At 74.1% G+C, this 20,441-nt stretch carries 19 protein-coding genes and 2 pseudogenes; 7 read left to right on the top strand and 14 right to left on the bottom strand.

The window, feature by feature from the left end; all coding sequences use genetic code 11:
- Positions 1–17: 17 nt before the first annotated feature.
- The 9 genes from hypE to ACZ5CW_RS27355 form a co-directional block, all read right to left on the bottom strand.
- Positions 18–1,007: a hydrogenase expression/formation protein HypE gene (hypE, locus tag ACZ5CW_RS27395; protein WP_468605961.1), complete on the bottom strand. Its 990-nt coding sequence runs from the start codon at positions 1,005–1,007 to the stop codon at positions 18–20.
- Between the two features lie 157 nt (positions 1,008–1,164).
- A complete protein-coding gene (gene hypD, locus ACZ5CW_RS27390) occupies positions 1,165–2,310 on the bottom strand; it encodes a hydrogenase formation protein HypD (RefSeq protein ID WP_468605842.1) in 1,146 nt (381 codons plus the stop codon).
- Positions 2,307–2,597, bottom strand: coding sequence for a HypC/HybG/HupF family hydrogenase formation chaperone (locus ACZ5CW_RS27385; RefSeq protein ID WP_468605840.1), 291 nt, complete (start codon positions 2,595–2,597; stop codon positions 2,307–2,309). Before ACZ5CW_RS27385 ends, hypD begins: the two co-directional genes overlap by 4 nt.
- Before the next feature lie 3 nt (positions 2,598–2,600).
- On the bottom strand, positions 2,601–4,955 hold the full coding sequence (gene hypF, locus ACZ5CW_RS27380) for a carbamoyltransferase HypF (RefSeq protein ID WP_468605838.1): 2,355 nt from the start codon (positions 4,953–4,955) through the stop codon (positions 2,601–2,603).
- Positions 4,952–5,677: a hydrogenase nickel incorporation protein HypB gene (hypB, locus tag ACZ5CW_RS27375; protein WP_468605836.1), complete on the bottom strand. Its 726-nt coding sequence runs from the start codon at positions 5,675–5,677 to the stop codon at positions 4,952–4,954. Before hypB ends, hypF begins: the two co-directional genes overlap by 4 nt.
- 60 nt (positions 5,678–5,737) lie before the next feature.
- Positions 5,738–6,319, bottom strand: coding sequence for a hydrogenase maturation protease (locus tag ACZ5CW_RS27370; RefSeq protein WP_468605834.1), 582 nt, complete (start codon positions 6,317–6,319; stop codon positions 5,738–5,740).
- Positions 6,316–8,031 (bottom strand): hydrogenase maturation protein, encoded by a 1,716-nt coding sequence (locus ACZ5CW_RS27365; RefSeq protein ID WP_468605832.1) that lies wholly within the window; start codon positions 8,029–8,031, stop codon positions 6,316–6,318. Before ACZ5CW_RS27365 ends, ACZ5CW_RS27370 begins: the two co-directional genes overlap by 4 nt.
- Positions 8,032–8,097: 66 nt before the next feature.
- Entirely contained in the window at positions 8,098–8,466 is a 369-nt protein-coding gene (locus tag ACZ5CW_RS27360; RefSeq protein WP_468605830.1) for a hypothetical protein, read from the bottom strand.
- A gap of 115 nt (positions 8,467–8,581) precedes the next feature.
- On the bottom strand, positions 8,582–9,109 hold the full coding sequence (locus ACZ5CW_RS27355) for a hypothetical protein (protein WP_468605828.1): 528 nt from the start codon (positions 9,107–9,109) through the stop codon (positions 8,582–8,584).
- A 265-nt stretch (positions 9,110–9,374) separates the two neighbouring features.
- Here ACZ5CW_RS27355 and ACZ5CW_RS27350 point away from each other — a divergent pair, with 265 nt between their 5' ends.
- From ACZ5CW_RS27350 to ACZ5CW_RS27325, 6 genes and pseudogenes are all read left to right on the top strand, one after another.
- Positions 9,375–9,866 (top strand): DUF1360 domain-containing protein, encoded by a 492-nt coding sequence (locus ACZ5CW_RS27350; protein WP_468605826.1) that lies wholly within the window; start codon positions 9,375–9,377, stop codon positions 9,864–9,866.
- A 98-nt stretch (positions 9,867–9,964) separates the two neighbouring features.
- The gene (locus ACZ5CW_RS27345) at positions 9,965–10,396 is read left to right on the top strand and encodes a DUF2267 domain-containing protein (RefSeq protein ID WP_468605824.1); all 432 of its coding nucleotides are present in this window, start codon (positions 9,965–9,967) and stop codon (positions 10,394–10,396) included.
- Between the two features lie 452 nt (positions 10,397–10,848).
- Positions 10,849–12,021: an AI-2E family transporter gene (locus ACZ5CW_RS27340; protein WP_468605822.1), complete on the top strand. Its 1,173-nt coding sequence runs from the start codon at positions 10,849–10,851 to the stop codon at positions 12,019–12,021.
- Between the two features lie 62 nt (positions 12,022–12,083).
- The gene (locus ACZ5CW_RS27335) at positions 12,084–12,530 is read left to right on the top strand and encodes a GNAT family N-acetyltransferase (protein WP_468605820.1); all 447 of its coding nucleotides are present in this window, start codon (positions 12,084–12,086) and stop codon (positions 12,528–12,530) included.
- A 122-nt stretch (positions 12,531–12,652) separates the two neighbouring features.
- Positions 12,653–12,877, top strand: a pseudogene (locus ACZ5CW_RS27330) (heavy metal translocating P-type ATPase); the annotation flags it as partial.
- Positions 12,878–12,998: 121 nt separating this feature from the next.
- Positions 12,999–14,147, top strand: coding sequence for an FUSC family protein (locus tag ACZ5CW_RS27325; protein WP_468605818.1), 1,149 nt, complete (start codon positions 12,999–13,001; stop codon positions 14,145–14,147).
- A gap of 28 nt (positions 14,148–14,175) precedes the next feature.
- Here the strand turns inward: ACZ5CW_RS27325 and ACZ5CW_RS27320 are convergent, their stop codons facing one another.
- The 3 genes and pseudogenes from ACZ5CW_RS27320 to ACZ5CW_RS27310 all read right to left on the bottom strand — a co-directional run.
- Positions 14,176–14,736: a hypothetical protein gene (locus tag ACZ5CW_RS27320; RefSeq protein WP_468605816.1), complete on the bottom strand. Its 561-nt coding sequence runs from the start codon at positions 14,734–14,736 to the stop codon at positions 14,176–14,178.
- Between the two features lie 144 nt (positions 14,737–14,880).
- Positions 14,881–15,405 (bottom strand): molybdenum cofactor biosysynthesis protein, encoded by a 525-nt coding sequence (locus ACZ5CW_RS27315; RefSeq protein ID WP_468605814.1) that lies wholly within the window; start codon positions 15,403–15,405, stop codon positions 14,881–14,883.
- A 163-nt stretch (positions 15,406–15,568) separates the two neighbouring features.
- Positions 15,569–16,715 (bottom strand): annotated as a pseudogene (locus ACZ5CW_RS27310) (PP2C family protein-serine/threonine phosphatase); the annotation flags it as partial.
- A gap of 265 nt (positions 16,716–16,980) precedes the next feature.
- Between ACZ5CW_RS27310 and ACZ5CW_RS27305 the strand changes: the two are divergent.
- A complete protein-coding gene (locus ACZ5CW_RS27305) occupies positions 16,981–17,349 on the top strand; it encodes a DUF6234 family protein (RefSeq protein WP_468605812.1) in 369 nt (122 codons plus the stop codon).
- Positions 17,350–17,386: 37 nt separating this feature from the next.
- Here the strand turns inward: ACZ5CW_RS27305 and ACZ5CW_RS27300 are convergent, their stop codons facing one another.
- Together ACZ5CW_RS27300 and ACZ5CW_RS27295 are read right to left on the bottom strand one after the other, a co-directional pair.
- Positions 17,387–18,229, bottom strand: a complete 843-nt coding sequence (locus tag ACZ5CW_RS27300; protein WP_468605809.1) for a lysozyme — start codon at positions 18,227–18,229, stop codon at positions 17,387–17,389.
- A gap of 136 nt (positions 18,230–18,365) precedes the next feature.
- Positions 18,366–20,222, bottom strand: coding sequence for a M1 family metallopeptidase (locus tag ACZ5CW_RS27295; protein WP_468605807.1), 1,857 nt, complete (start codon positions 20,220–20,222; stop codon positions 18,366–18,368).
- Between the last annotated feature and the right edge of the window lie 219 nt (positions 20,223–20,441).

Raw genomic sequence — 20,441 nt, 5'->3', positions numbered from 1 at the left:
GGGCCGGACCGGGGGGTTCAGCAGATGCGGGGCAGCTGCTCCCCGAGGGGCAGGTCCACCACCCGGGTGCCGCCGAGGCCGGTGGCGACGACGACCATGCCCGGGTGGTCCGCCACGCACTCCCCGACGAGGGCGGCGCCTGCACCCTGGGGGTGCGCGCGCATCGCCGCGAGGACGGCCTCGGCGTGCTCGGGGGGCACGAAGGCGACGAGACGGCCCTCGTTGGCCACGTACAGCGGGTCCAGGCCGAGGAAGCCGCAGGCGTTCGCGACCTCGTCCGGGACGGGGACGGCACGCTCGCGCAGCCGCACTCCGGTGCCGGAGGCGCGGGCGATCTCGTTGAGGGACGCGCCGAGGCCGCCGCGGGTGGGGTCGCGCAGGACGTGGATGTCCTTGGTGACCGCCAGCATGGTGGCGACCAGGTCCGCCAGGGGCGCGGTGTCGGAGGCGATCTCGATCCCGAACTCCAGGCCCTCCCGCACGCTCATGATGGCCACGCCGTGCAGGCCGATGGGACCGCTGACGATGACGGCGTCGCCCGGCCGGGCGCGCTGCGGGCGGATGTCGACTCCGTCGGGTACGAGGCCGACGCCGGCGGTGGTGACGTAGACGCCGTCGCCGTGCCCGGACTCCACGACCTTGGTGTCACCGGTGGCGACCGTGACACCCGCCGCCTCGGCCGCCGCACCGACGGCACGCGCGACGCGCTCGACGACGGCCAGTTCCACGCCCTCCTCCAGGATGAAGGCGGTGGACAGGAACGCGGGCCGTGCGCCGCTCATCGCCAGGTCGTTGACGGTGCCGTTGACGGCGAGGTCGCCGAGGCTGCCGCCGGGGAAGAACAGCGGCCGTACGACGTAGGAGTCGGTGGAGAAGGCGAGGCGTGCGCCGCCCAGCTCGAGGACGGCCGAGTCGGTGAGGGCGGCCAGGGTGGGGTTGCCGTAGGCGGGGGCGAAGACCTGCTCGATCAGTTCGGCGGACAGGGCGCCGCCTCCGCCGTGGCCCATGACGACGACCGGCTGGTCGCGCAGGGGCACGGGGCAGCTCCAGCCGGCGGGGTCGACGACCGTCGCGGCGGGCACGGCGGCTTCGGTGTCTGCGGTGACTCCGGTGACTTGGGTGACTCCGGTCACTTCGGTGTCTGCGGTGACTTCGGTGGCGAGGTCAGCCAACGGGGTTCATCTCCTCCTGCGGGATGCGGGATCCCTGCTGTGCCGGGGCGGCGTTCATCCGGCGGTACAGGTAGTAGGCCGCGCAGGCCCCCTCGCTGGAGACCATGGTGGCGCCGAGCGGGGTGCGCGGGGTGCAGGCCTTGCCGAACGCCTCGCACTGGGTCGGCTTGATCAGCCCCTGCAGGACCTCGCCGGCCCGGCACACGGCGGGTTCCTCGGTACGGATGCCGGTGACGTCGAAGCGGTGCTCGGCGTCGTAGGCGCGGAAGGCGTCGGTCAGGCGCCAGCCGCTGGCCGGGATCCGCCCGATGCCGCGCCAATTGCGGTCGGCGACCTCGAACACCTCCTCGATCATGCGTACGGCGGCCGGGTTGCCCTGGTCGCGTACGGCACGCGCGTAGGCGTTCTCCACCCGGTGCTCGCCGCGTTCCAGCTGGTGGACGGCGCGGCGGATGCCCTCGAGGATGTCCAGCGGCTCGAAGCCGGTCACCACGATCGGCACGCGGTGCTTCTCGGCCAGGTCCGGGTACTCGGCGGTGCCCATCACGCTGCACACGTGCCCGGCGGCGAGGAAGCCCTGCACCCGGCAGCTGGGGGCCGTCATGATGGCCTCGATCGCCGGAGGGACCCGGACGTGGGAGACCAGCAGGCTGAAGTTGTCCAGGCCGAGGCGGCGGGCCTGGTGCACCGCCATGGCGTTGGCGGGGGCGGTCGTCTCGAAGCCGATGGCGAAGAACACCACCTGGCGGTCCGGGTTCCTGCGGGCGAGGTCCAGGGCGTCGAGCGGTGAGTACACGACCCGTACGTCACCGCCCTCGCCCTTGACCCGGAACAGGTCCCGGTCGCTGCCGGGCACGCGGAGCATGTCCCCGAAGGAGCAGAAGATCACGCCCGGCCGGGCGGCGATCTCCAGGGCCTGGTCGATGACGTCGAGGGGCGTGACGCACACCGGACAGCCGGGCCCGTGAATCAACTCGACCTGTTCCGGCAGGAGTTGGTCGATGCCGTGGCGGATGATGGAGTGGGTCTGGCCGCCGCACACCTCCATCAGGGCCCAGGGCCGGGTGACCGTGGCGCGGATCTCGTCCAGCAGCCGGCGCGCCAGGTCCGGGTCGTTGAACTCGTCGATGTACTTCACCGGGCCTCACTCCCGCTCTCCTGCCGTGCCGCCTGCTCCCAGGCGTCGCCGAACTCCTCCTCGAGCAGCCCCAGTTGTTCGAACAGCTCCAGGGAGGCCCGGGCCGACTCCTCGTCCAGGCGCTGCAGCGCGAACCCGACATGGACGATCACGTACTCCCCCACCCGCACGTCGGGCAGGTATTCCAGACACGCCTGCTTCTGCACCCCGCCGAAGTCGATCAGCCCGGTCAGGGGGTCGGCACGATGGTCGATGGACACGACCTTGCCGGGCACTGCCAGACACATGGGTCACTCCGTCTCGTGGTTGGTTGCTGTTCCCGCGACCATCAGCTGGCCGAGCGCCAGCCCGCCGTCGTTCGGCGGGACTTCGTGGTGCCGCAGCACCGTGAACCCGTCCGCGGCGAGCAGCGCGGCGCACTCCCCCTCCAACAGGGCGTTGGCGAAGACGCCCCCGGTGAGGGCGACGGTCGTCAGGCCGCCGGCCGCGCGGGCACGTCGGCAGATCTCGGCGACGGCCCGTGCGACGCCGCGGTGGAAGCGGGCCGCGAGTACGGGGGCGGGGGTGTGCCGGCGCTGGTCCGCGAGCAGTGCCGTCAGCATCGGCTCGGGGCTGCACGCGAGGCTGCCGCCCCCGCTGAGACCGAAGGGGTACGCCACCGCATCCGCGTCCCTGGCCTCGGTCGCCGCCGCCTCCAGCTCCATCGCGGCCTGTGCCTCGTGTCCCGCGCGATGGCAGATGCCCACGAGGGACGACACCGCGTCGAAGAGCCGCCCCATGCTGGACGTCGGAACGCAGGCCACCTGCCGCTCCAGCTGCCGACGCAGTACCGCGCGTTCGGTGTCCGAGCTGGCGACGACGCTCGGCAGCTGCGGTTCCCACGCCAGCCCCGCGGCCCAGAGCCGGGCCAGTGCCAGCCGGCAGGGGTTGGCCACCCCGGCGTCGCCGCCGGGGAGCGGGGCGGGGGTCAGGTGGGCGAACCGCCGGTAGCCGGTGTAGTCGGCGAGCAGGATCTCGCCGCCCCACACGGTGCCGTCGTCGCCGTACCCGGTGCCGTCGAAGGCGACGCCGATCACGGGCGTGGTGCCGTCGAGGCCGTGCTCGGCCATCGCGGCGGCGATGTGGGCGTGGTGGTGCTGGACCAGGACGGGGGGTCGCGGGCCGAGCCGGGAGGCGCGGCGGCGCGCCCGGGCGGTCGAGTGGTAGCCGGGGTGCCGGTCGGCGGCCACCAGCCGTGGGGTGACTCCGGTGAGGCGCGTGAGGTGCCGCTCGGCGCGGTCGGCGGCTTCCAGGGTGGCCAGGTCGCCCATGTCGCCGATGTGCGGTCCGAACCAGGCGTGGTCGCCCTCGCCCAGGCAGGGGACGTTCTTGAGGTCGCCGCCGACCGCGAGCGTGGGCCGTACCGGGATCGGCAGACGCAGGGGGCGGGGGACGTATCCGCGGGAGCGGCGCAGTACCTGTTCGGTGCCGTCGGGGCGGACCCGGAGCAGGGAGTCGTCGCAGGGCGAGGCGATGGGCCGGTCGTGGCTGAGCCAGGCGTCCGCCAGGCCGGCCAGCCGGGCGAGCGCCTCGGCGTCGTCGGTGACGATGGGCTCGCCGGAGCGGTTGCCGCTCGTCATGACCAGTACCCGGGGGCCGGGCGGATCGCCGGGCAGCCCGAGGAGGAGGGTGTGCAGGGGGGTGTAGGGCAGCATGACGCCGACGTGCGGGCTGCCCGGGCAGACCTGGGCGGCGAGTGGAGGGCCGGACTCCGGTGCGCGGCGGCGCAGCAGGACGATGGGGCGGCGGGCGCTGGTGAGAGCGGCCCGCTCGGCGTCGGTGAGGACCGCGATCCGCTCGGCCGTGGGCAGGTCCGCGCACATCACCGCGAAGGCCTTGCCGCCCCGCTCCTTGCGGCCGCGCAGGGTGGTGACGGCCCGGGTGTTCGTCGCGTCGCAGGCCAGGTGGTAGCCGCCGACGCCTTTGACGGCGACGATCCGTCCGGCGGCGAGCAGGGCCCGGGCGGCCGCGAGGGCGGCCGCGTCGCGGGCCGGGCGGACACCGGTGCCGTCGGCCGTGGCGAGGCGGAGCCTCGGGCCGCAGTCGGGGCAGGCGACGGGCTGGGCGTGGAAGCGCCGGTCGGCCGGATCGCCGTACTCCCGGGCGCAGGCGGGGCACATCGGGAAGGCGGCCATGGTCGTGGCCGCGCGGTCGTACGGCATGCCGGTGGCGATGGTGAAGCGGGGGCCGCAGTGGGTGCAGGTGACGAAGGGGTGCCGGTGGCGGCGGTCGGCCGGGTCGGACAGTTCGCGCAGGCAGTCGGCGCAGGTCGCGGTGTCGGGCGGCAGCTGGGTGCGCCCGGTGGCCCGCTCGGTGGTGCGGATGGTGAAGGGGCCGGGGTCGCCCGTGGGGGGCAGGTCTTCCCCGGCGATGCCGGTGACGGCGGCCAGGGGCGGTGTTTCGCGGGCGAGCCGGTCGCAGAAGCGGTCCACCTCGCGCGCCGGCCCCTCGACCTCGATGACCACGCCGTCACCGGTGTTGCCGACGAATCCGGCGAGGGAGAGACCGGCGGCCAGGCGGTGCACGTGCGGGCGGAAGCCGACGCCCTGGACGGTGCCGCGCACGGTGAGTCTGCGGCGGACGAGGCCGGTGGCGGGGGCGGTCATGCGACGGGGGCGGACTCGGGGTGGTGATGGCCGTGCGGACGCGGGGCGAGGGGCGGCCGGTGCGGCGGGGCTCCGTCCCGCGCGGCGAGGGCGCGGTCGAGAAGGGTGCCGACGCCGACGCCGGTGCGGGCGCAGGACCGTACGATCTCCACGCCCGGGTTGACCTGGTGCACGTTCGCCCGGAAGGCGGCCTCGTCGAAGCCGGCCGGTTCGGCCAGGTCGGTCTTGGTGATGACGACCAGATGGGCGGAGCCGAAGGCGGTGGGGTACTTCAGCGGTTTGTCCTCGCCCTCGGTGACGGCCATCAGCACGATCCGCAGGGTCTCGCCGAGGTCGTAGGCGGCCGGGCAGACGAGGTTGCCGACGTTCTCCACGAAGAGCACGGAGGTGTCCGGCGGCAGCCAGCCGTCCAGCCGGGCGCGGACCTGACGGGCCTCCAGGTGGCAGAGCCCGTCGGTGAGCAGTTGCTGGACGGGCGCGCCGGAGCGGGCCAGCCGGACGGCGTCGTTCTCGGTGGCCAGGTCCGCGGTCAGCGCGGCCACCGGCACGCCGCGCTCCACCGCCTGGGCCAGGACCCGGCCGAGGAGTTCGGTCTTGCCGCTGCCCGGGCTGGACAGCAGGTTGACGACGCTCACGCCCTGCCGGGCGAGGTCGCCGCGCAGGTGCGCGGCGAGGTCGTCGTTCTTCGCCAGGACGGCCTGTCTGACGTCGGACCGGCACATGGGCGCTGCTCCTCGGATGTGGAGGTGGAGCCCGGGCCGCGTCGCGTACGGCCCGGGGTCTCACCGATCTTCGGCGCCGGCGGGCGCCGTGCCGGGCAGCGCAGCCGTGTGCCGGGTCCCGGATTCCATCGGGCGGCCCAACGAAGGTACGGGAGCGGCGGGATCGGCGAGCAGGACCGGGACCAGCGCGTGCAGCGCGTCCACGGCCCGGTGGACGGCTTCCCGCACCGGTGCGCTGAGGTCCGGAAGGAGGTCGTCGTCGCCGCTCGGCAGCGCTTGGGGCTCGCAGGCCAGGACGAGCACCCGGGGCAGGGGCTCGTCGCCCAGGTGCGCGGCCAGGGCCAGTACCTTCGCCGGGTCCATGCCGTGGGCCTCGGGCGGGACGGTGCCGTCGGGCGGTTCCGCTTCGATCAGGGAGAGGGTGCCGGGGCGGTGGCCGCGGGGGGCCGCGTCGACCAGGACGGCGGTGGCGCAGCCGTCCAGCAGGGCGTAGGCGAGGTCCATGCCGCGGATGCCGTAGTCGTGCACCCGGACCTCGGGCGGCAGCGGGCGGGATTCGAGGGCGCGGATCACCTCGGGGCCGAAGGCGTCGTCGCCGAGGAAGATGTTGCCGACGCCGGCCACCAGGAGCCGCGGCCTCATCGGACGTCCCCGGCGGGTGCGGCGAGGGGCCGGGGTGAGCCGCTCGGCGTCTTGCGGACGAAGGCCGAACGCAGGGCGTGGTAGGGGGCGCGGGGGTCGAAGAAGATGGCATGCATGCGGGCGAGTTCGTCGTGCCGGTGGGCGGCGAGCGGGCGTTCGCGTTCGTCCGACGCCCGTGCCGCGCCCTTGGCGGCGACGTGCCGGTCCAGGTCCGGGTCGGTGGCGAGTTCCGCCGCCAGTCGCTCGACGCCGGCCGTGAAGTCGTGCGGCGCGGCCGGTACGAGCCGGTCGGCGAGTCCGAGCCGGTGGGCGCCGGCCGCGCTGACCGGCAGGGCGTCGGTGGTCAGCCGGCGGGCGTGCTCCGGGCCGACGCGGCGGGGCAGGGTGTACGTCCAGAACTCCGAGCCGTACAGGCCCATGCGCCGGTAGTGCGGGTTGAGGACGGTGCCGGTGCGGCACCAGACCTGGTCGGCGGCGAGGGCGAGCATGGCGCCGCCGGCGGCCGCGTTGCCGGCGAGCGCGGCCACCACCAGCCGGTCGGTGGTGCGCAGCACCGCCTCGACGAGGTCGTCCATGGCGTTGAGGTTGGCCCAGGACTCCTCGGCCGGGTCGGGGGCCGCCTCGATGACGTTCAGGTGGATGCCGTTGGAGAAGAAGTCGCGGGTTCCGCCGAGCACGAGGACGCGGGTGGGGCGGGTGAGCGCGAACTCGTAGGCGGCGAGCAGCCGGCGGCACTGGTCGGTGCTCATCGCGCCGCCGGGGAACGAGAAGGACAGGAAGCCGACGTCGGCGCGCTGCCGGTAGCGGATGTCGGTCCAGGTGCGCCGGTCCGGGGGCAGTTCGAACGGGACGGGGGCTTCGGGCAGGCGCGGTGTGCCCTCGCCCGTGAAGGCGGCGACGACGGACGCGGCCGGGCGCCGGAAGGGGGCGGGGTCGCCGGAGTTCTTGCGGGGGCGGAGTTCGGGGATCCAGACCGCGCCGTCGCGGGTGGCCCGGCAGACGGCGCCCGCGCGCTGTGCCAGCAGCTCGCCGGCTCGGCCGCGCAGCCGGTCCTCGGGGTGGCCGCCGTGCAGGAACACCTCCCGGCCGAGGACGTCGTCCAGGACACCTGGCTGTGAGTCGGCGCCGCGGAGCTTGCGCAGGACGGTCGCGGTGTCGTCGCGCTGCCAGTCGATGCGCCGCCGGTCCTGCCGGAAGGGGTCGCGCCAGACGACACTGATCGACTCGTGGGTCTGCGGGAGGGGCTTGTGGGAGCCTTCGGCGTAGCGTCGTACGGCCGTGTGGACGGCGGTCACGGCGGCGTCGGAGGCCTCGTTGCGGTAGAGGTCGCTCTTGCCGACGGCCGGCACGGGGAACGGCTCGGCCGCCCAGATCGCGCCCGCGTCCATCGCCGCCTCCGCCTGGAGCACGGTCACGCCCCATCGGGGCGCCTGTGCGGCGATGGCCCAGTCCAGCGAGGACGGGCCGCGGTCACCGGGCGGTCCCGGGTGCACGATGAGGCAGGTGTGCTCCCGCCACACGTCCTCGGGCAGGGCCGTCTTGAGCATCGGCGCGACGATCAGTTCCGGCCGCAGCTCACGTACGGCGGCCCGGACCGGTTCGGGGCCGTGCGAGGCGAGTACGACGTCCACGCGGTGGCCGTGGTCCGACAGTTCGGCGTACAGGCGCTGGGAGAGGCTGTTGAACGCGCTGGCGACGAGCAGAATGTCCATGACACGGCATGTTCGTCCCTGTACGGGGTGCCGTGAAGAACCACGGCGGCGTTTCCTCCGCCCAGGTCAGGTCTCTTCCTCCATCCGGATCGCATTGCGCAGGTCCTCGAACGCCCGGCCGTGCTTGTCCGCGTGCGCTTCCAGCAGGGCCGCGGCGATCGCGTCGAGCTTGCGCTGGATGGCGTGCTCGGCGCGCATCTCGGCGTTCTTGAGCAGCGCCAGGAGCAGCAGGGCCACCGCGGTCATGGACTCGCCCGCGAGCAGCAGCAGTTCGAGCGGCAGGTGCGCGGCGTGGGCCGCGACGAAGAATCCGACCAGGAGCAGGCAGAAGAGGAAGAAGACCGGGGAGCTGGTGAAGTTGGAGGCGTACTCGGCGAACTGCTCGAACCGGCCGCGGCGTGAGCCGCCGCGCTGCACGGGATTCTTGAACGTCATGGCCGAGCCTTACCCGGCGGCAGCCGGTGCGTCGGCCGCCGTCCGGGCGGCACGGGGCGGGCCGCCGCCGTGTCGGCTCCGCGGCGTCCCCGGCAAGGGGCGTCGGCGTGGGCGGTCAGGCGGCGAGGGCGCTGCCCGGCCTGAGCCGGTCCAGGAGCTGGCCGTGGTGGAGTCCCGCCACGGGGGCGAGGAGGTCGGGGTGGCGCAGCAGGGCGGCGGCGCGCCGGTCGCCGTCGTCGGGGTCGACCAGGCGCCGGAACTCGACCGGGGCGCCCGAGGCGTGCTCACCGTCGGCGAGTGCGTCGACGGCGAGTCCGGCCAGCTCGGGGTCGGTCAGCAGGCCCGCCGCCCAGCTGGCCACGACCTCGTCCACCCAGGTGCGCCAGGCCCACTCCGCGGGCGGCTCGTCACCCGTCGGCTCGGCTCCGGTGATCCAGTCGAGGCGGGCCGTGCCACCGGGCCCCGCCATGGTGACCAGGGCCGCGTCGATCTCGGTCGGGTACCGCAGCCACGCGGCGACGGTCACGGCCTGCCGGGCCTGCGCCTCGCACAGGGCGGAGGCCAGCGCGCCGCCGCACGCCGGGTAGGCGACCGTCAGCCAGCGCGCCGTCGCGGCGATGAGGGGGGACAGATCAGTGAGCACAGCCGGGCCGTCCGAGGTACGAGGGGAACAGGGCTCCTCGCAACGGTAGCCCGGCACCCGGCCGGTCAGGGAGGGGGTGCGAACCAGGTCATATGTGGCCTCCCCCACGTCGCCCGCCGCGTTCCGCGCCACGTCGCCCGCTGGTGGGCACCCAGCCGCCGGGCCTCCCCGGGCGCCGCTCGTCGCGTGTCGCCGCCGCGCTCCGGGGAACCCGGGGCGGGCCCGCCGCAAGGTGGACGACGCAGAGGGAGGTCCGGGAGATCTCATGACGACGGATGCCGCACGTTACGACGACCGGGACGAAGTCCCGCTGGGCGGCTACGCCGCCCTCGCCTCCGTGTTCGCGGCGAGCGCCGGCACCTTCGTGCTGCTGGCCCGGCACCGGGGCGTGCGGCTGCCGCAGGAGGTGCCGCCGTGGGACGTGGTGCTGCTGGGCACGGCGACGTACAAGGCGTCGCGCCTGCTCGCCCGGGACAAGATCACCAGCTTCGTCCGGGCGCCGTTCACGCGCCGCGCCGACGACGGCGAGGCGAGCGAGGTCGTGGACGAGCCCCGGGGCAGCGGGGTCCGGCGGGCGGTCGGCGATCTGGTGTCCTGCCCGTTCTGCGTCTCGGCCTGGGCCGCGGGTGCCCTGATGTGCTCCTACGCGGCGGCGCCCCGGTTCACGCGGCTGGTCTGCGGCGGCCTCGGCGCGCTGACGGTGGCGGACTGGCTGCAGTACGCCTGGACCTGGACCCAGCGGACGGCCGAGGGCTGACCCCGGTAGCCGTTCGCGTACCCGCTGGTCGGAGTCGGCGGGCACGGGGTACTCGGTGCAGCGCGTCGAGGGGACTTCCTGACGAAGGGACCGGCCTCATGCATCACGACGAGATGATCGGCAAGGTGCAGGCGCTCGCCCACCTGCCCGACCGGGGTTCTGCCGAGCGGGCCGCGCACGCGGTCGTGACCACACTGTCGGAACGGCTGCCGGCCGGGCTGGCCCGGCACGTGGCCGCCCAGCTGCCGCACGACATGGCGGCGGCGATGCGGGAGGCGGCCGACACGTCCGGGGCGGGCTCCGGCGTGGCGGGCGAGCGGTTCGGGCTGACCGCCTTCGCCGGCCGCATCGCCGACCGCGCCGGCACCGACGAGGACACGGCGCTGCTGGAGGCCGCCGCCGTGCTGGAGGTGCTCGACGCCGCACTGGCCCCGGAACTGACCGAGCGGATGGCAGGCGCGCTTCCCGCGGACATCCGCGAGCTGCTGCCGGTGGGCCGCGCGACCGAGGACACCGGGGAGCCCGGCTGAGCGCACCGTCGCTCGCGCACGGGTGCTCTTGCGCACGGACCGGCACGGCGTGACCGCGCCGCGCGTCGCTGGTTCGATGCGGGCGCAAGCGCCCACCGAGGCGACGCACCGGGGGCCGACGCAGCACTGACGCTCCGCAGGTCGACAGCCTGCCCGACCCACAGCGGATCGGAGGCCACGCGGCCGGGCCAGTGACGGTCCGACCTCGCACGACGGTGCCGGCGGGGACGCGCGTGCCGGGAGGCCCGGGCCGCACCACCCACCGGTTCTCGACCTGGCCCAGGCCGTACAGCAGGACGCCGGGGACGGGAAGCAGCAGCACCGCGATGATGAGCCCCCGCCGGTGAAAGCCGGACGCGGGCGCGTTGCACCGGCCGCTCCTCCGGCTTGCGCTTACCGTTCTCTAGATGTGACCGACCGTCAGCGAACGGGACGGAGAGCGGGCGGGAGCGATGGTGGGCGATGCGCGTGGGCGGGCGGCCGGGCCGGGAGGCGGACGCCGGGCGGGGCGCGCGGTGCTGGGCAGCCGGCCCGCGTACTCCGTGCGGCTCCCGGCGTCCCCGCGCCCCGGCCCGAAGACGGCGGCCGAACGGACGGTGCCGTGGCTGCGGATCGGCGCGGCCTACGCCTGGCGGCTCATTCTCGTCGCCATCGTCGTCTACGGGGTGTTCGGCCTTCTCGGCAGCTTCCAGCTCATCGCCGTCGCCCTCTTCCTGGCGCTGGTCGTGACGTCCGTGCTGCGCCCCCTCACCGATCTGCTGAGCCGGGTGCTGCCGAGACCGCTGAGCGTGGCCGTGGCCCTCGTGGGCAGCCTGCTGCTCCTGCTGGCCCTGCTCGCCCTGGTGGGCAACGCGGTGGCGGGTGAGTGGACCCGGCTGGTAGGTGACTTCCGCGGCGGTGTGCACCGGATCGAGGAGTGGCTGCAACGGCCGCCGTTCCGGATGGGTCCCGGCAGGCTCTCCGAACTGCAGGACCAGGTGACGCGCTATGTCACCTCGCACCGGTCGGCTCTGCTCAGCAGCGCGGTCAGCGAGTTCGGCCGGGTGGTCGAGCTGGTCACGGGCGGGGCGCTCGCGCTGTTCGCCTCGGTGTTCTTCATCCATTCCGGCGAGCGTCTGTGGGACTGGACGCGCGACAGGCTGCTGCCGAGCAGTGCCCGCCCGGCCTGGGACCGGGCAGGGCGCGCGGCCTGGCGGACCTTCGCCGGGTACACGCGCGGCATCATCATCGTGGCGGCCACCAACGCCGTGCTGGTCGGTGTGGTCCTGCTCGTGCTGCGGGTACCGCTCGCGCTGCCGCTGACCCTGCTGGAGTTCTTCGCCGCGTTCGTGCCGCTGGTGGGCTCGCCGGTGGCGCTCGGGGTCGCGACGATCGTCGCGCTCGCCGGGCGCGGGCCGCTCACGGCCGCGGCCGTGCTGGCCCTCGTCGTCGTGATCGGCCAGCTGGAGGGGCATGTGCTGCATCCGCTGGTGCTGAGCTGGGCGGTACAGCTGCATCCGCTCGTCGTCGCCGTGTCCGTCATCGCGGGCAGCATCCTCGCGGGGGTGATCGGCGCGGTGGTGGCCGTTCCGTTCGTCTCCGTGGTCTGGGCGGTGCTGAACGCCCTGCGCGCGGTACCGCCGTGACGGTTCGGCGTCCTTCCATGTCGACCGCCGCCGTGCGGAGTCGGGCCCGTAGCCTGGCGATCATGATGGAGTGGGGGATCCGGCCGGCTTCGGCGGCGGACGTCGAGGCGGTGGCCGAGTTGCGGGCCGTCGTGCTGCGGGCCGATCTGGAGCGGCTCGGGCGGTACGACGAGCACCGTGTCCGGCAGCGGCTGCGGGACGGCTTCGTGCCGGCGCACACCTGGGTGATCGAGGTGGGCGGCGCGTTCGCCGGCTGCGTGGCGCTGCGGCCGGCCGAGGACGCCCACTGGCTGGAGCACTTCTATCTGGCCCCGCACGTGCAGGGCGGCGGCATCGGTGCGGCCGTACTGGGTGAGCTTCTCCAGCGGTGCGACCGCGACGGCACCCTGGTCCGGCTGAACGTGCTGCAGGGCAGTCCGGCCCGGCGGCTGTACGAGCGGCTCGGGTTCACGCGCGAGACCGAGGATCCGGTCGACGTGTTCATGGTGCGCGAGCCGGCCGCGCCGTGACGCCGCGGACGCCTGGACGGGCGGTGCCGAGCGGCGCCTCCTCCGGCCCCTCGGCGTCCGTGGCGTCACTGAGCCCCGGGCGCAGGTGCTCGATGTGACGGACGGCCTGGTCGAGGGAGCGTGACGGCGTCAACGACGCGCCCGACCCGGCCGCCGCGCACACCGGCATCGCGCTGGGTCGCGCCGGGTCGGACCCGGCCCTGGAGACCGCCGACGCGGTGATCGTGCGCGACGAGCCGGCCGCCGTGCCCGCAGTCGCGGTCCTCGTCGGCCTCAACGGTCTGCGGCTGCTGCGGCTGCGCGAGGCGGCCTGGACCGGGGCGGGGCGGGCGACCGGGGAAGGGTGAACCGGCGGGTGCCGTCGCCCGCGAGCGGGATGCGCGGTGCCGGTTCGGCACCGGTCGCCCGGACGGTATGCGAGTCGGACGGGCGGTATGGACCGCCGTCCCGGGTGGCACCCGGGACGGCGTGCGTGCGATACGAGTGACATGGCAGACGTTCCGGCGTGATCTGCTCGCCGCGGCGAACGGGGTGCGCCTGGCCTGTGCCGGGCCGTGCCGGGAGCGGGATCTGGCCGTCCAGGCGCTGAAGGCGGCGCTGGCCGCGTGGGTGGCCTGGGCGGTGGCGGGCTGGTGGCTGCACGCGCCGGTGGCGTTCGTCGCACCGTGGGTGGCCGTGGTGCTGGTGGAGTCGACCGTGTACCGGTCGATCGCGCACGGCCTGCAGCAGCTGGGCGCGATCGCGGCCGGCACCGTCGTGGCCACCGCGGTCGGGCTGCTGCTGCACGACACGGTCATCGCGATGGCGGTGGTGCTGCCCCTGGCGATGCTGCTCGGCCACTGGGGGCGCCTGGGCAGCCAGGGCATCTACGCGGCCACCGGCGCCCTGTTCGTCCTCACCGGCGGGGCCGTCGGCGTCGCCACCTCCGCGGCCCGGCTCGGCGAGGCGCTGTTCGGCGCGGTGGTCGGCATCGCCGTCAACGCGCTGGTCCGGCCGCCGCTGTATCTGCGTGACAGCCGTACCGTGCTGCGGGACGCCACCGAGGAGGCCCACGACATCCTGCGGGACGTGGCGGACGGGCTGACCGAAGGACGCTGGGACGCCGACGAGGCCGGCACCTGGCACGAGCGGGCGCTGCGGCTGCACCGGCTCGTGGAGCAGGCCCACTCGGCGGTCGAGTGGAGCCGGGAGAGCCTGCGCGCCAACGTGCGCCGCCGCCGCACCGGCATCCTGCCGCCGGTCGGCAAGGAGTACGACGACGCGGTCGTGGTCCTGGACTACGCGGCCGTCCACACCGCGGGAGTGACCCGCACGGTGCTGGAGGCCACCGCCGAGGACCGCTCGGCGTCCCGGCCGCACCCCGAACTGGCCCGCCACTACGCGCAGTTCCTGCGCCAGACCGCCCGCGCCCTGCGCCTCTACAGCGACAGCCGCTTCGCCGACGAGTGCGAAGACGCGCTGCGCGAGGCCGTCGCGGAGCTGCGCGGCACGCTGCGGGAACTGCGCCGGGCCCTGGCCGGTTCCACGACGGACGACCCCGACGAGGTCGCCACCTACGGCGCCCTGCTGGCGCAGGCCCATCGGCTGGCCGACCGGCTGATCGCCTCGGGGACCTGACCGCGCCCGGCCGGGAGGCGGCGCCCGGTCACGAGACGGTGGTGCTGGCCAGGACGTCGTGCAGGTCGGCGGTGAGCGCCGGGTCCGATGTGCCGGTGGTGAGCCCGAGCAGGAAGGAGGTGCGCTCGCCGTGGACGGTCACGAGGGTCATCTCCAGACGCGCGTCGCCGTCGTCGCCCTCGACGCGCAGGACGGCGGTGTGTGCCGGCTGGCCGTCCACGACGGCGGCGTGCGACTCCTCCAGCGTGGCGGGCTGGTCGGGGAAGAAGAACTCGGCGTTGGAGCGGGCGGCCGACTCCGTCACCCGGCGCAGGTCGGCGCGGGCCACGGTCCGCCCCGCCGGGCCCGCGATCACGGTGCCGCCGGCGGACGAGGACGCGCCGTGGGTCCTGCTGGTGATCTGCGAGGAGAAAGCGTCGATCAGCCCCTTGTCCTTGGCCGCGTCGTGCTTCCAGCCCTCCGGGACACCGTAGGAGAGGCCGGCCCGCGTGTCCGTGACCCGGGGGCGGCCGGCCAGCGGGCCGGAGTCCCCGCCGCGTGTCCACCAGAGGGCCGCCACCGCACACGCCACGACGAGGAGCAGGGCCACGAGCCCGGCCCACCGTCCGCGGCGCGACCGGGCGGGCGCGGGCCGCGGTGCGGGGTGCGGCTGGGGCGGACAGGTCATCGGTGAGGGCGTTGTCATGCCCTCAGCCTTCATGATCTTCGAGGTGCGGCGCCTGAGTAGCCGTACTCATCCCGGCGTGCGCTGTCCCTGCACCGTGCTGGGTTCCCGTACCCCGAACACGGCCGGGCCGACGGTGAGGATGCCGTCGGTCAGCGGGCGGCAGCGCACTCCCCCGCCGCCGCGCAGCGCGCGTTGGGCGCCGGGGCCGAGGGTGGTGTCCATCCAGGCGCACGGCCGGGCCGCGGTGCGCACCTCCAGTTCGACCGGACCGGTGCCGCAGTCGAGGAAGACGGTCGCGCCGATGTAGGCGTCGATGTCGATCCCGCGCAGCAGGACGTTGCGCCGGGTCCGCAGCAGATCCGCCTCGTCCGGCCCCTGGCGTGGGATGCGTTCGGCCGCCATGAGGGTGATCGACGCGTTGCGGTGGGCGGGGTGGTTGAAGTAGCGGTCGCCGACGATGCCGAGTCCCGCGCGGACCTCGGCCGTCGTCACCAGTTCGTCGGGCGGCAGCTCGGGCATGCCGTCGCCCGGCCGGCCCGCGAGCCGGTGCACCGGGGAGACCAGCAGCTGGAGGATTTCGACGTGCGGCACGCACCGAGCCTAACCAGCGCCGCGCATCAGCTCACCGCCGGTGCCGCCCCGCACCGGCAGGCGACCGCTCGCCCCGGCCGCCGGCAGCCCGGCCACCATGGCTTTGAACCAGAGTTTCGGGATGCCGCGCTCACCTCCGCCCTCGGGAGGTGAGGGGGCCGGCTCAGCCGGGTGGCTGCCACTCGAACATGAGGATCGTGGCGTCGTCGCGGAGCCGGCTGTCCTGGGAGTCCAGGAGCGAGTGGATCAGGCGCCTCAGCGTCTCCGGGGCGATCTCGCCGGTGGCGCTGGCACGGATCACGTAGTCGGCGAAGCGTTCCAGGCCGAGCAGCCTCCCGTCGGCCATCCGCGCCTCGGTGACCCCGTCGGTGTAGAGCAGCACGCGGTCGCCCGGCCGGAGCCGCATCTCGCACCCGGCGGTCCCGGGAGGAGAGCAGGGAGCGCAGCCCCATGGGCGGGTCGGCCTCACGGGCCAACGCGTCGACGATCAGCCGCTGGTCGCGGATCAGGAGGGGCGCGGGATGGCCGCAGTTGCTCCATTCCAGGACCCCGGTGGTGTGGTCGAGCCGGGCCAGGATCCCGGTGCAGAACTGCTCCGGCAGCCATCGGGTGAGCGCCTCGTCCACGCTGTCCACGAGGCTGCGCAGATCGGCGTCGGTGCGCCGGGCGTTGCGGCAGGCCGCCAGGGCCACCGCGCTGGTCAGCCCCGAGAGCAGGTTGTGTCCCATCGCGTCCAGGACGACGGTGTGCAGGGCGTCCGTGGTCAGGGAGTGGTCGAAGGCGTCGCCGCCGATGTCGGAGGCGGGCTCGACGACGGCGGTGGAGACGACGCGACCGTTGCCGATGGTGCGCGGCGGCAGGAAGGCCCGCAGCATCTCGGCGGGCAGGTGCATGGCCTCGGTGCGGGCCCGCCGTACGAAGGAGTCCTTGTAGGCGCGCTTGGAGGTGACCATCATCGCCAGGAGGGCGGCCAGGGCCCGGCCCCGGCGCAGGGCGTCCGGGGTGAGCGCCTGCGCGTGGACGGCGAGCACGCCGAGCCGTTCGGCGCCGTCCAGCAGCGGGAACCAGGCCGTCATCCCGTCCCGGTCGGACTCCTCCACGCGCAGGGACTGGGTGCGGTAGCACCACCCGGCGAGCGAGTCGTCGACGGGCATGGTGGCGGCCACGTCGGTGGGGGGCACGAGATGACGCTGTTGCAGATCGGCCAGGTACACCACGGCGTGCCGCAGGCCCAGCGACTTCGCGCAGTGGGCCACGGCGGTCGCCAGGTCCAGGGTGCAGTGGGCGGGATCGGCGAGGAAGTCCTCCAGGGGCGCCCCGCTCGGCTCTGCCGTCACCTCTGCGTCACCACCCCTGCACCGGTCGTCTTCCCAGCAGTCTCACAGCGCCTCCCGGACGCCGCAGTCCGTGTTCGCCCGCCCGGGTGCGGCGGTCCCCGTCGGCCCCGGTGGGCTTCGGGCTCTGAGTACGTGTACTCATGCGCCCGTCCCGCCCGGCACGGCACCGTGGCGGTCATGAACCTCCCCGTCGCCCCGCCTGCCTTCGACGCCACCGGCGGCCCCCAGGAGCGCCGCCGTGCCGACACGGGCGCCGACATCGGAGCCGGGTGCGGTCTGGCCCCTGGAACTGACGGCCCTGGCAGTCGTCTTCGGGCTCTGGTTCCTGTCCGGGTTCGACCTGGACCCGGACAGGACGACGGAGGCCGACTCCCTGTGGGGTTACCTGACCGCCGCCGGAGGAGTCGGCGCGCTCGCCCTCGTGGCGGCCCTGGTCGCCGCCCGCGCCGGCGCCTTCGTCACGGTCGTCGGCCAGTCCGTCATCGCCGCCCTGGTCGGTGTCCTCGTCCTCGGCGGTGCCGCGCTCCAGACCCACGAGGACAAATCGGCCCCGCACCACGGCAGTTCCTGTCGTTCCTCGCCGTCCGCGCCGTGGTGCGACGGCTGAAGCCCGGCAAGTGCCCGCGGTCGCGCGGGGACCGGCATCAGCCGGCGACGAAGTCCCGCAGCTGGGACTCGGAGCCGTTGAACCGGTCGTGGTCCCCGACCGTCTTCCCGGTGGAGGTGTACTGCCACATCGTGTACGCCGACCAGCCCGACGGAAGCGTGCCCGCCGTGGAGGCGTAGCGGGCGATCCACAGCGGGTTGGTCGCGCCGAAGCCGGCGTGGTCGCCGGTGCACTGGGTCCACCAGCTGGTGGCCGTGTAGATGACCGCGTCGCGGCCGGTGCGGGACTTGTAGCGGTTCAGGAAGTCACGGACCCAGCTGACCATCTCGCTCTTCGACTTGCCGTAACAGGCGTCCCCGTAGGGGTTCCACTCGATGTCGAGGACGCCGGGGAGCGTCTTGCCGTCCTTGGACCAGGCGCCGCCGTGATCCACGAAGTAGTCGGCCTGCGCGGCGCCGCCGGTGGTGTCCGGAGTGGCGAAGTGGTACGCGCCGCGGACCATGCCGACGCCGTACGAGCCGTCGTACTGCTGGGCGAAGTAGGGGTTGGTGTAGTACGTCCCCTCGGTGCCCTTGGTGTAGGCCCACTTCGTGCCGTCGCTCCACAGTGCCGGCCAGTCGACGTCGCCCTGGTGGCTGGAGACGTCGACGCCTTCCGTCTGGGTCGCGCGGCTGGCGGGGGGCGGGGCGTCGGGACCGGCGCCGTCGTGGGCGAGGACGCCCATGCCCATGTAGGCGCTGCCCCGCGCGGGTGTGTCCGGGGCGGTCGCGGGCACGGCCGCCGGTGTGGACAGGGAGAGCAGGAGGCCGGTCAGGGCGGCCGTGACGGCCGGGCGTGAGCGGCTGCGGTGAAGGCGTATGGAAGGTCGCACGGAATCCATCTGACCCGGGGTCGGGCGGCACCGCACTCCGGGTACCGCCCAACGCAGCCATCCCGGGCCGGGTTTGACCCATATGGGTGGCTCCGGCCGGCCGGGAGAAACGCCCGGGCGCCTCCCTCGGCCGGCCGCGTGCGGGTCAGTCGTCGATGCGGTGCTGGGTCCAGAAGGAGGTCAGGTCGGTGCTCGTGGCGGCCTGGGCCGCCGCCTTGAACTCGGCCGTGCTCGACACGCCGTACCAGTGCGCGGTCGCGTAGTCCTTCAGCAGCTTGGCCATGGCGGTGTCGCCGATGAGGCGCCGCAGGTCGTGCAGGGCGCACTTGCCGTAGCCGTAGACGACGGTGGAGTAGCGCGAGGAGTGCGCGTCCCAGTAGGCCATCGAGTTGGTGATCTTCTCGGCGTCGGCGGCCCAGGAGACGCTGCTCCAGCAGTTGGTGCCGGTCTTGCCGAGGGCGAGGTCGGTGGCGTAGTCGGTGAAGGACTCGTCCAGCCAGGGGCTGGTGTACTCGTCGTCGCCGACGATGCCGTACCACCACTGGTGGGCGATCTCGTGGGTGAGCGCGGTGGTGCTGACCACGTCGAGGACGAAGCCCGGGTACTCCATTCCGCCGAACCAGTAGTTGTTGTCGATGACCGCGTCCAGCTCGCCGTACGGATACGCGCCGAAGCGGGCCGCGTGGGCGTCCACGGCGGTCTTGGCGGTGCTGAGCATGGACTGGGCGCTGGAGGAGCTGATGCCCGAGACGGAGTAGACGTTGACCGGGACGCCGGCGGCCGAGGTGCCGGAGATCCTGGTGAAGGGGCCGGCGGCCCAGGCGAAGTCCCGGACCTTGGTGGCGGTGGCCGTGGTGACCGTACGGCCGCTGGAGCCGGGGGTGTCGGTGGAGGTGCCGGTGGCCGGGACCAGCAGGGTGCTGGGGTGGTCGAGGGTCACCTTGAAGTCGGCGGCCAGGGAGTAGAAGGACTCGCCGTTGTCGGTGTACGGGTCCAGGTGCCAGCCCGCTCCGTCGCGGACCGCGAGGACGGGCAGGGCGTTGCCGATGAAGCTGAACGCGCCGTCGTGTCCGAAGCGGTCGGCGCCGCTGGGCACGGTGATGCCGAGGTCGAAGCCGATGGTGGCGCTCTGGCCCTGGGCGAGCGGGGACGGCAGGTCGATCTTCAGGGCGGTGCAGGCCACGGAGAGGGCTCCGGCGGTGCCGCCGGTGACGTTGCCGACCTTGACCGGCATCGCGTCGCAGCTGCCGTGGTAGTTGTCCCACAGCCGCAGGTAGACCTCGCTGAGCGCGGTGGCGGAGGCGTTGGTGAAGGTGACGCTCTCGTGGCCGTTCCAGACGGTGCCGCTCGTGTCGCTGCTGAGGCTGACGGTGTACGAGGGTGCGGCCGGGGTGCGGGTGGAGTCGGCCGGCGGTGGAGTGGTGCCGCCGGAGGTGTCGAGGGCGATGTCGTCGAGGACGAAGCTCGTCCGGAGGCTGGAGTCCTCGGTGCCGGTGAAGGACAGGTTCACGCTCTGGCCGGCGAACGAGGACACGTCGATCGACTTCTGGACGTAGCCGGTGTTCTTGTCGAGGTTGGAGTAGGTGGCCAGTGTCGTGCCGCCGAGCTTGGCCGTCAGCTTGTCGTACGCGGTGGACGAGGTCGTCTCGGTGGTGTCGATGTGCAGCCAGAAGGTCAGGGTGGCGGTGCCGCACCCGGAGGGGATCGTGACGCCCTGGGTGAGGGTGTCGGTGCGGGTGCTGCCGACTCCGTCCAGCCAGGCGTAGGAGCTGCCGCCGTGCGCGGTCTGTCCGGAGCGGCTGGTGATCACGGTGGAGGAGGACGCCGTCCACGGTGCTGTCCCGCTCTCGAAACCGCCGTTGGTGACCGCCTGGGCCGGAGTACAGGCGGCGGGGGCCGCGGCCGGGCGGGCGGCCGCGGATGTGCCGGGGAGCACGAGGGCGGCCACGGCGGCGACGGTGAGCGCACCGATGCCGAGGGCCTTGTGGGGGGTCGGTCTCACACGCTACTCCTTTTGCGGCGGCCGGGGTCCCGGCCTGCTCGAAGGCCGCGCGGTCGGCTGGGGTGCGCCGGGGCGGCCGCGGACGGCTTGCGCGTTCGTCGTGCCGAGGAGCCTGTCGTGCCCTCATGGGGTCGGGGCGACGACTGCCGAAAGAGTGGCAGATATGACGGGTCCATGCCAGACCGATGGGCGGGCCGTGCCGCCGACGACGGCGCCGCC

It is taken from the genome of Streptomyces sp. NPDC031379, assembly GCF_055569615.1.
The sequence above is the reverse complement of the archived record's forward strand: the minus strand, read 5'-3'. Positions and strand labels throughout refer to the sequence as shown.

Bases quoted from the DNA above. Each gene is read 5' to 3' on its own strand.
- hypE (WP_468605961.1), bottom strand. From the start codon at position 1,007: ATGGGCCACGGCGGAGGCGGCGCCCTGTCCGCCGAACTGATCGAGCAG.
- ACZ5CW_RS27385 (WP_468605840.1), bottom strand. From the start codon at position 2,597: ATGTGTCTGGCAGTGCCCGGCAAGGTCGTGTCCATCGACCATCGTGCC.
- hypF (WP_468605838.1), bottom strand. From the start codon at position 4,955: ATGACCGCCCCCGCCACCGGCCTCGTCCGCCGCAGACTCACCGTGCGC.
- hypB (WP_468605836.1), bottom strand. From the start codon at position 5,677: ATGTGCCGGTCCGACGTCAGACAGGCCGTCCTGGCGAAGAACGACGAC.
- ACZ5CW_RS27370 (WP_468605834.1), bottom strand. From the start codon at position 6,319: ATGAGGCCGCGGCTCCTGGTGGCCGGCGTCGGCAACATCTTCCTCGGC.
- ACZ5CW_RS27365 (WP_468605832.1), bottom strand. From the start codon at position 8,031: ATGGACATTCTGCTCGTCGCCAGCGCGTTCAACAGCCTCTCCCAGCGC.
- ACZ5CW_RS27360 (WP_468605830.1), bottom strand. From the start codon at position 8,466: ATGACGTTCAAGAATCCCGTGCAGCGCGGCGGCTCACGCCGCGGCCGG.
- ACZ5CW_RS27350 (WP_468605826.1), top strand. From the start codon at position 9,375: ATGACGACGGATGCCGCACGTTACGACGACCGGGACGAAGTCCCGCTG.
- ACZ5CW_RS27345 (WP_468605824.1), top strand. From the start codon at position 9,965: ATGCATCACGACGAGATGATCGGCAAGGTGCAGGCGCTCGCCCACCTG.
- ACZ5CW_RS27340 (WP_468605822.1), top strand. From the start codon at position 10,849: ATGGTGGGCGATGCGCGTGGGCGGGCGGCCGGGCCGGGAGGCGGACGC.
- ACZ5CW_RS27335 (WP_468605820.1), top strand. From the start codon at position 12,084: ATGATGGAGTGGGGGATCCGGCCGGCTTCGGCGGCGGACGTCGAGGCG.
- ACZ5CW_RS27300 (WP_468605809.1), bottom strand. From the start codon at position 18,229: ATGGATTCCGTGCGACCTTCCATACGCCTTCACCGCAGCCGCTCACGC.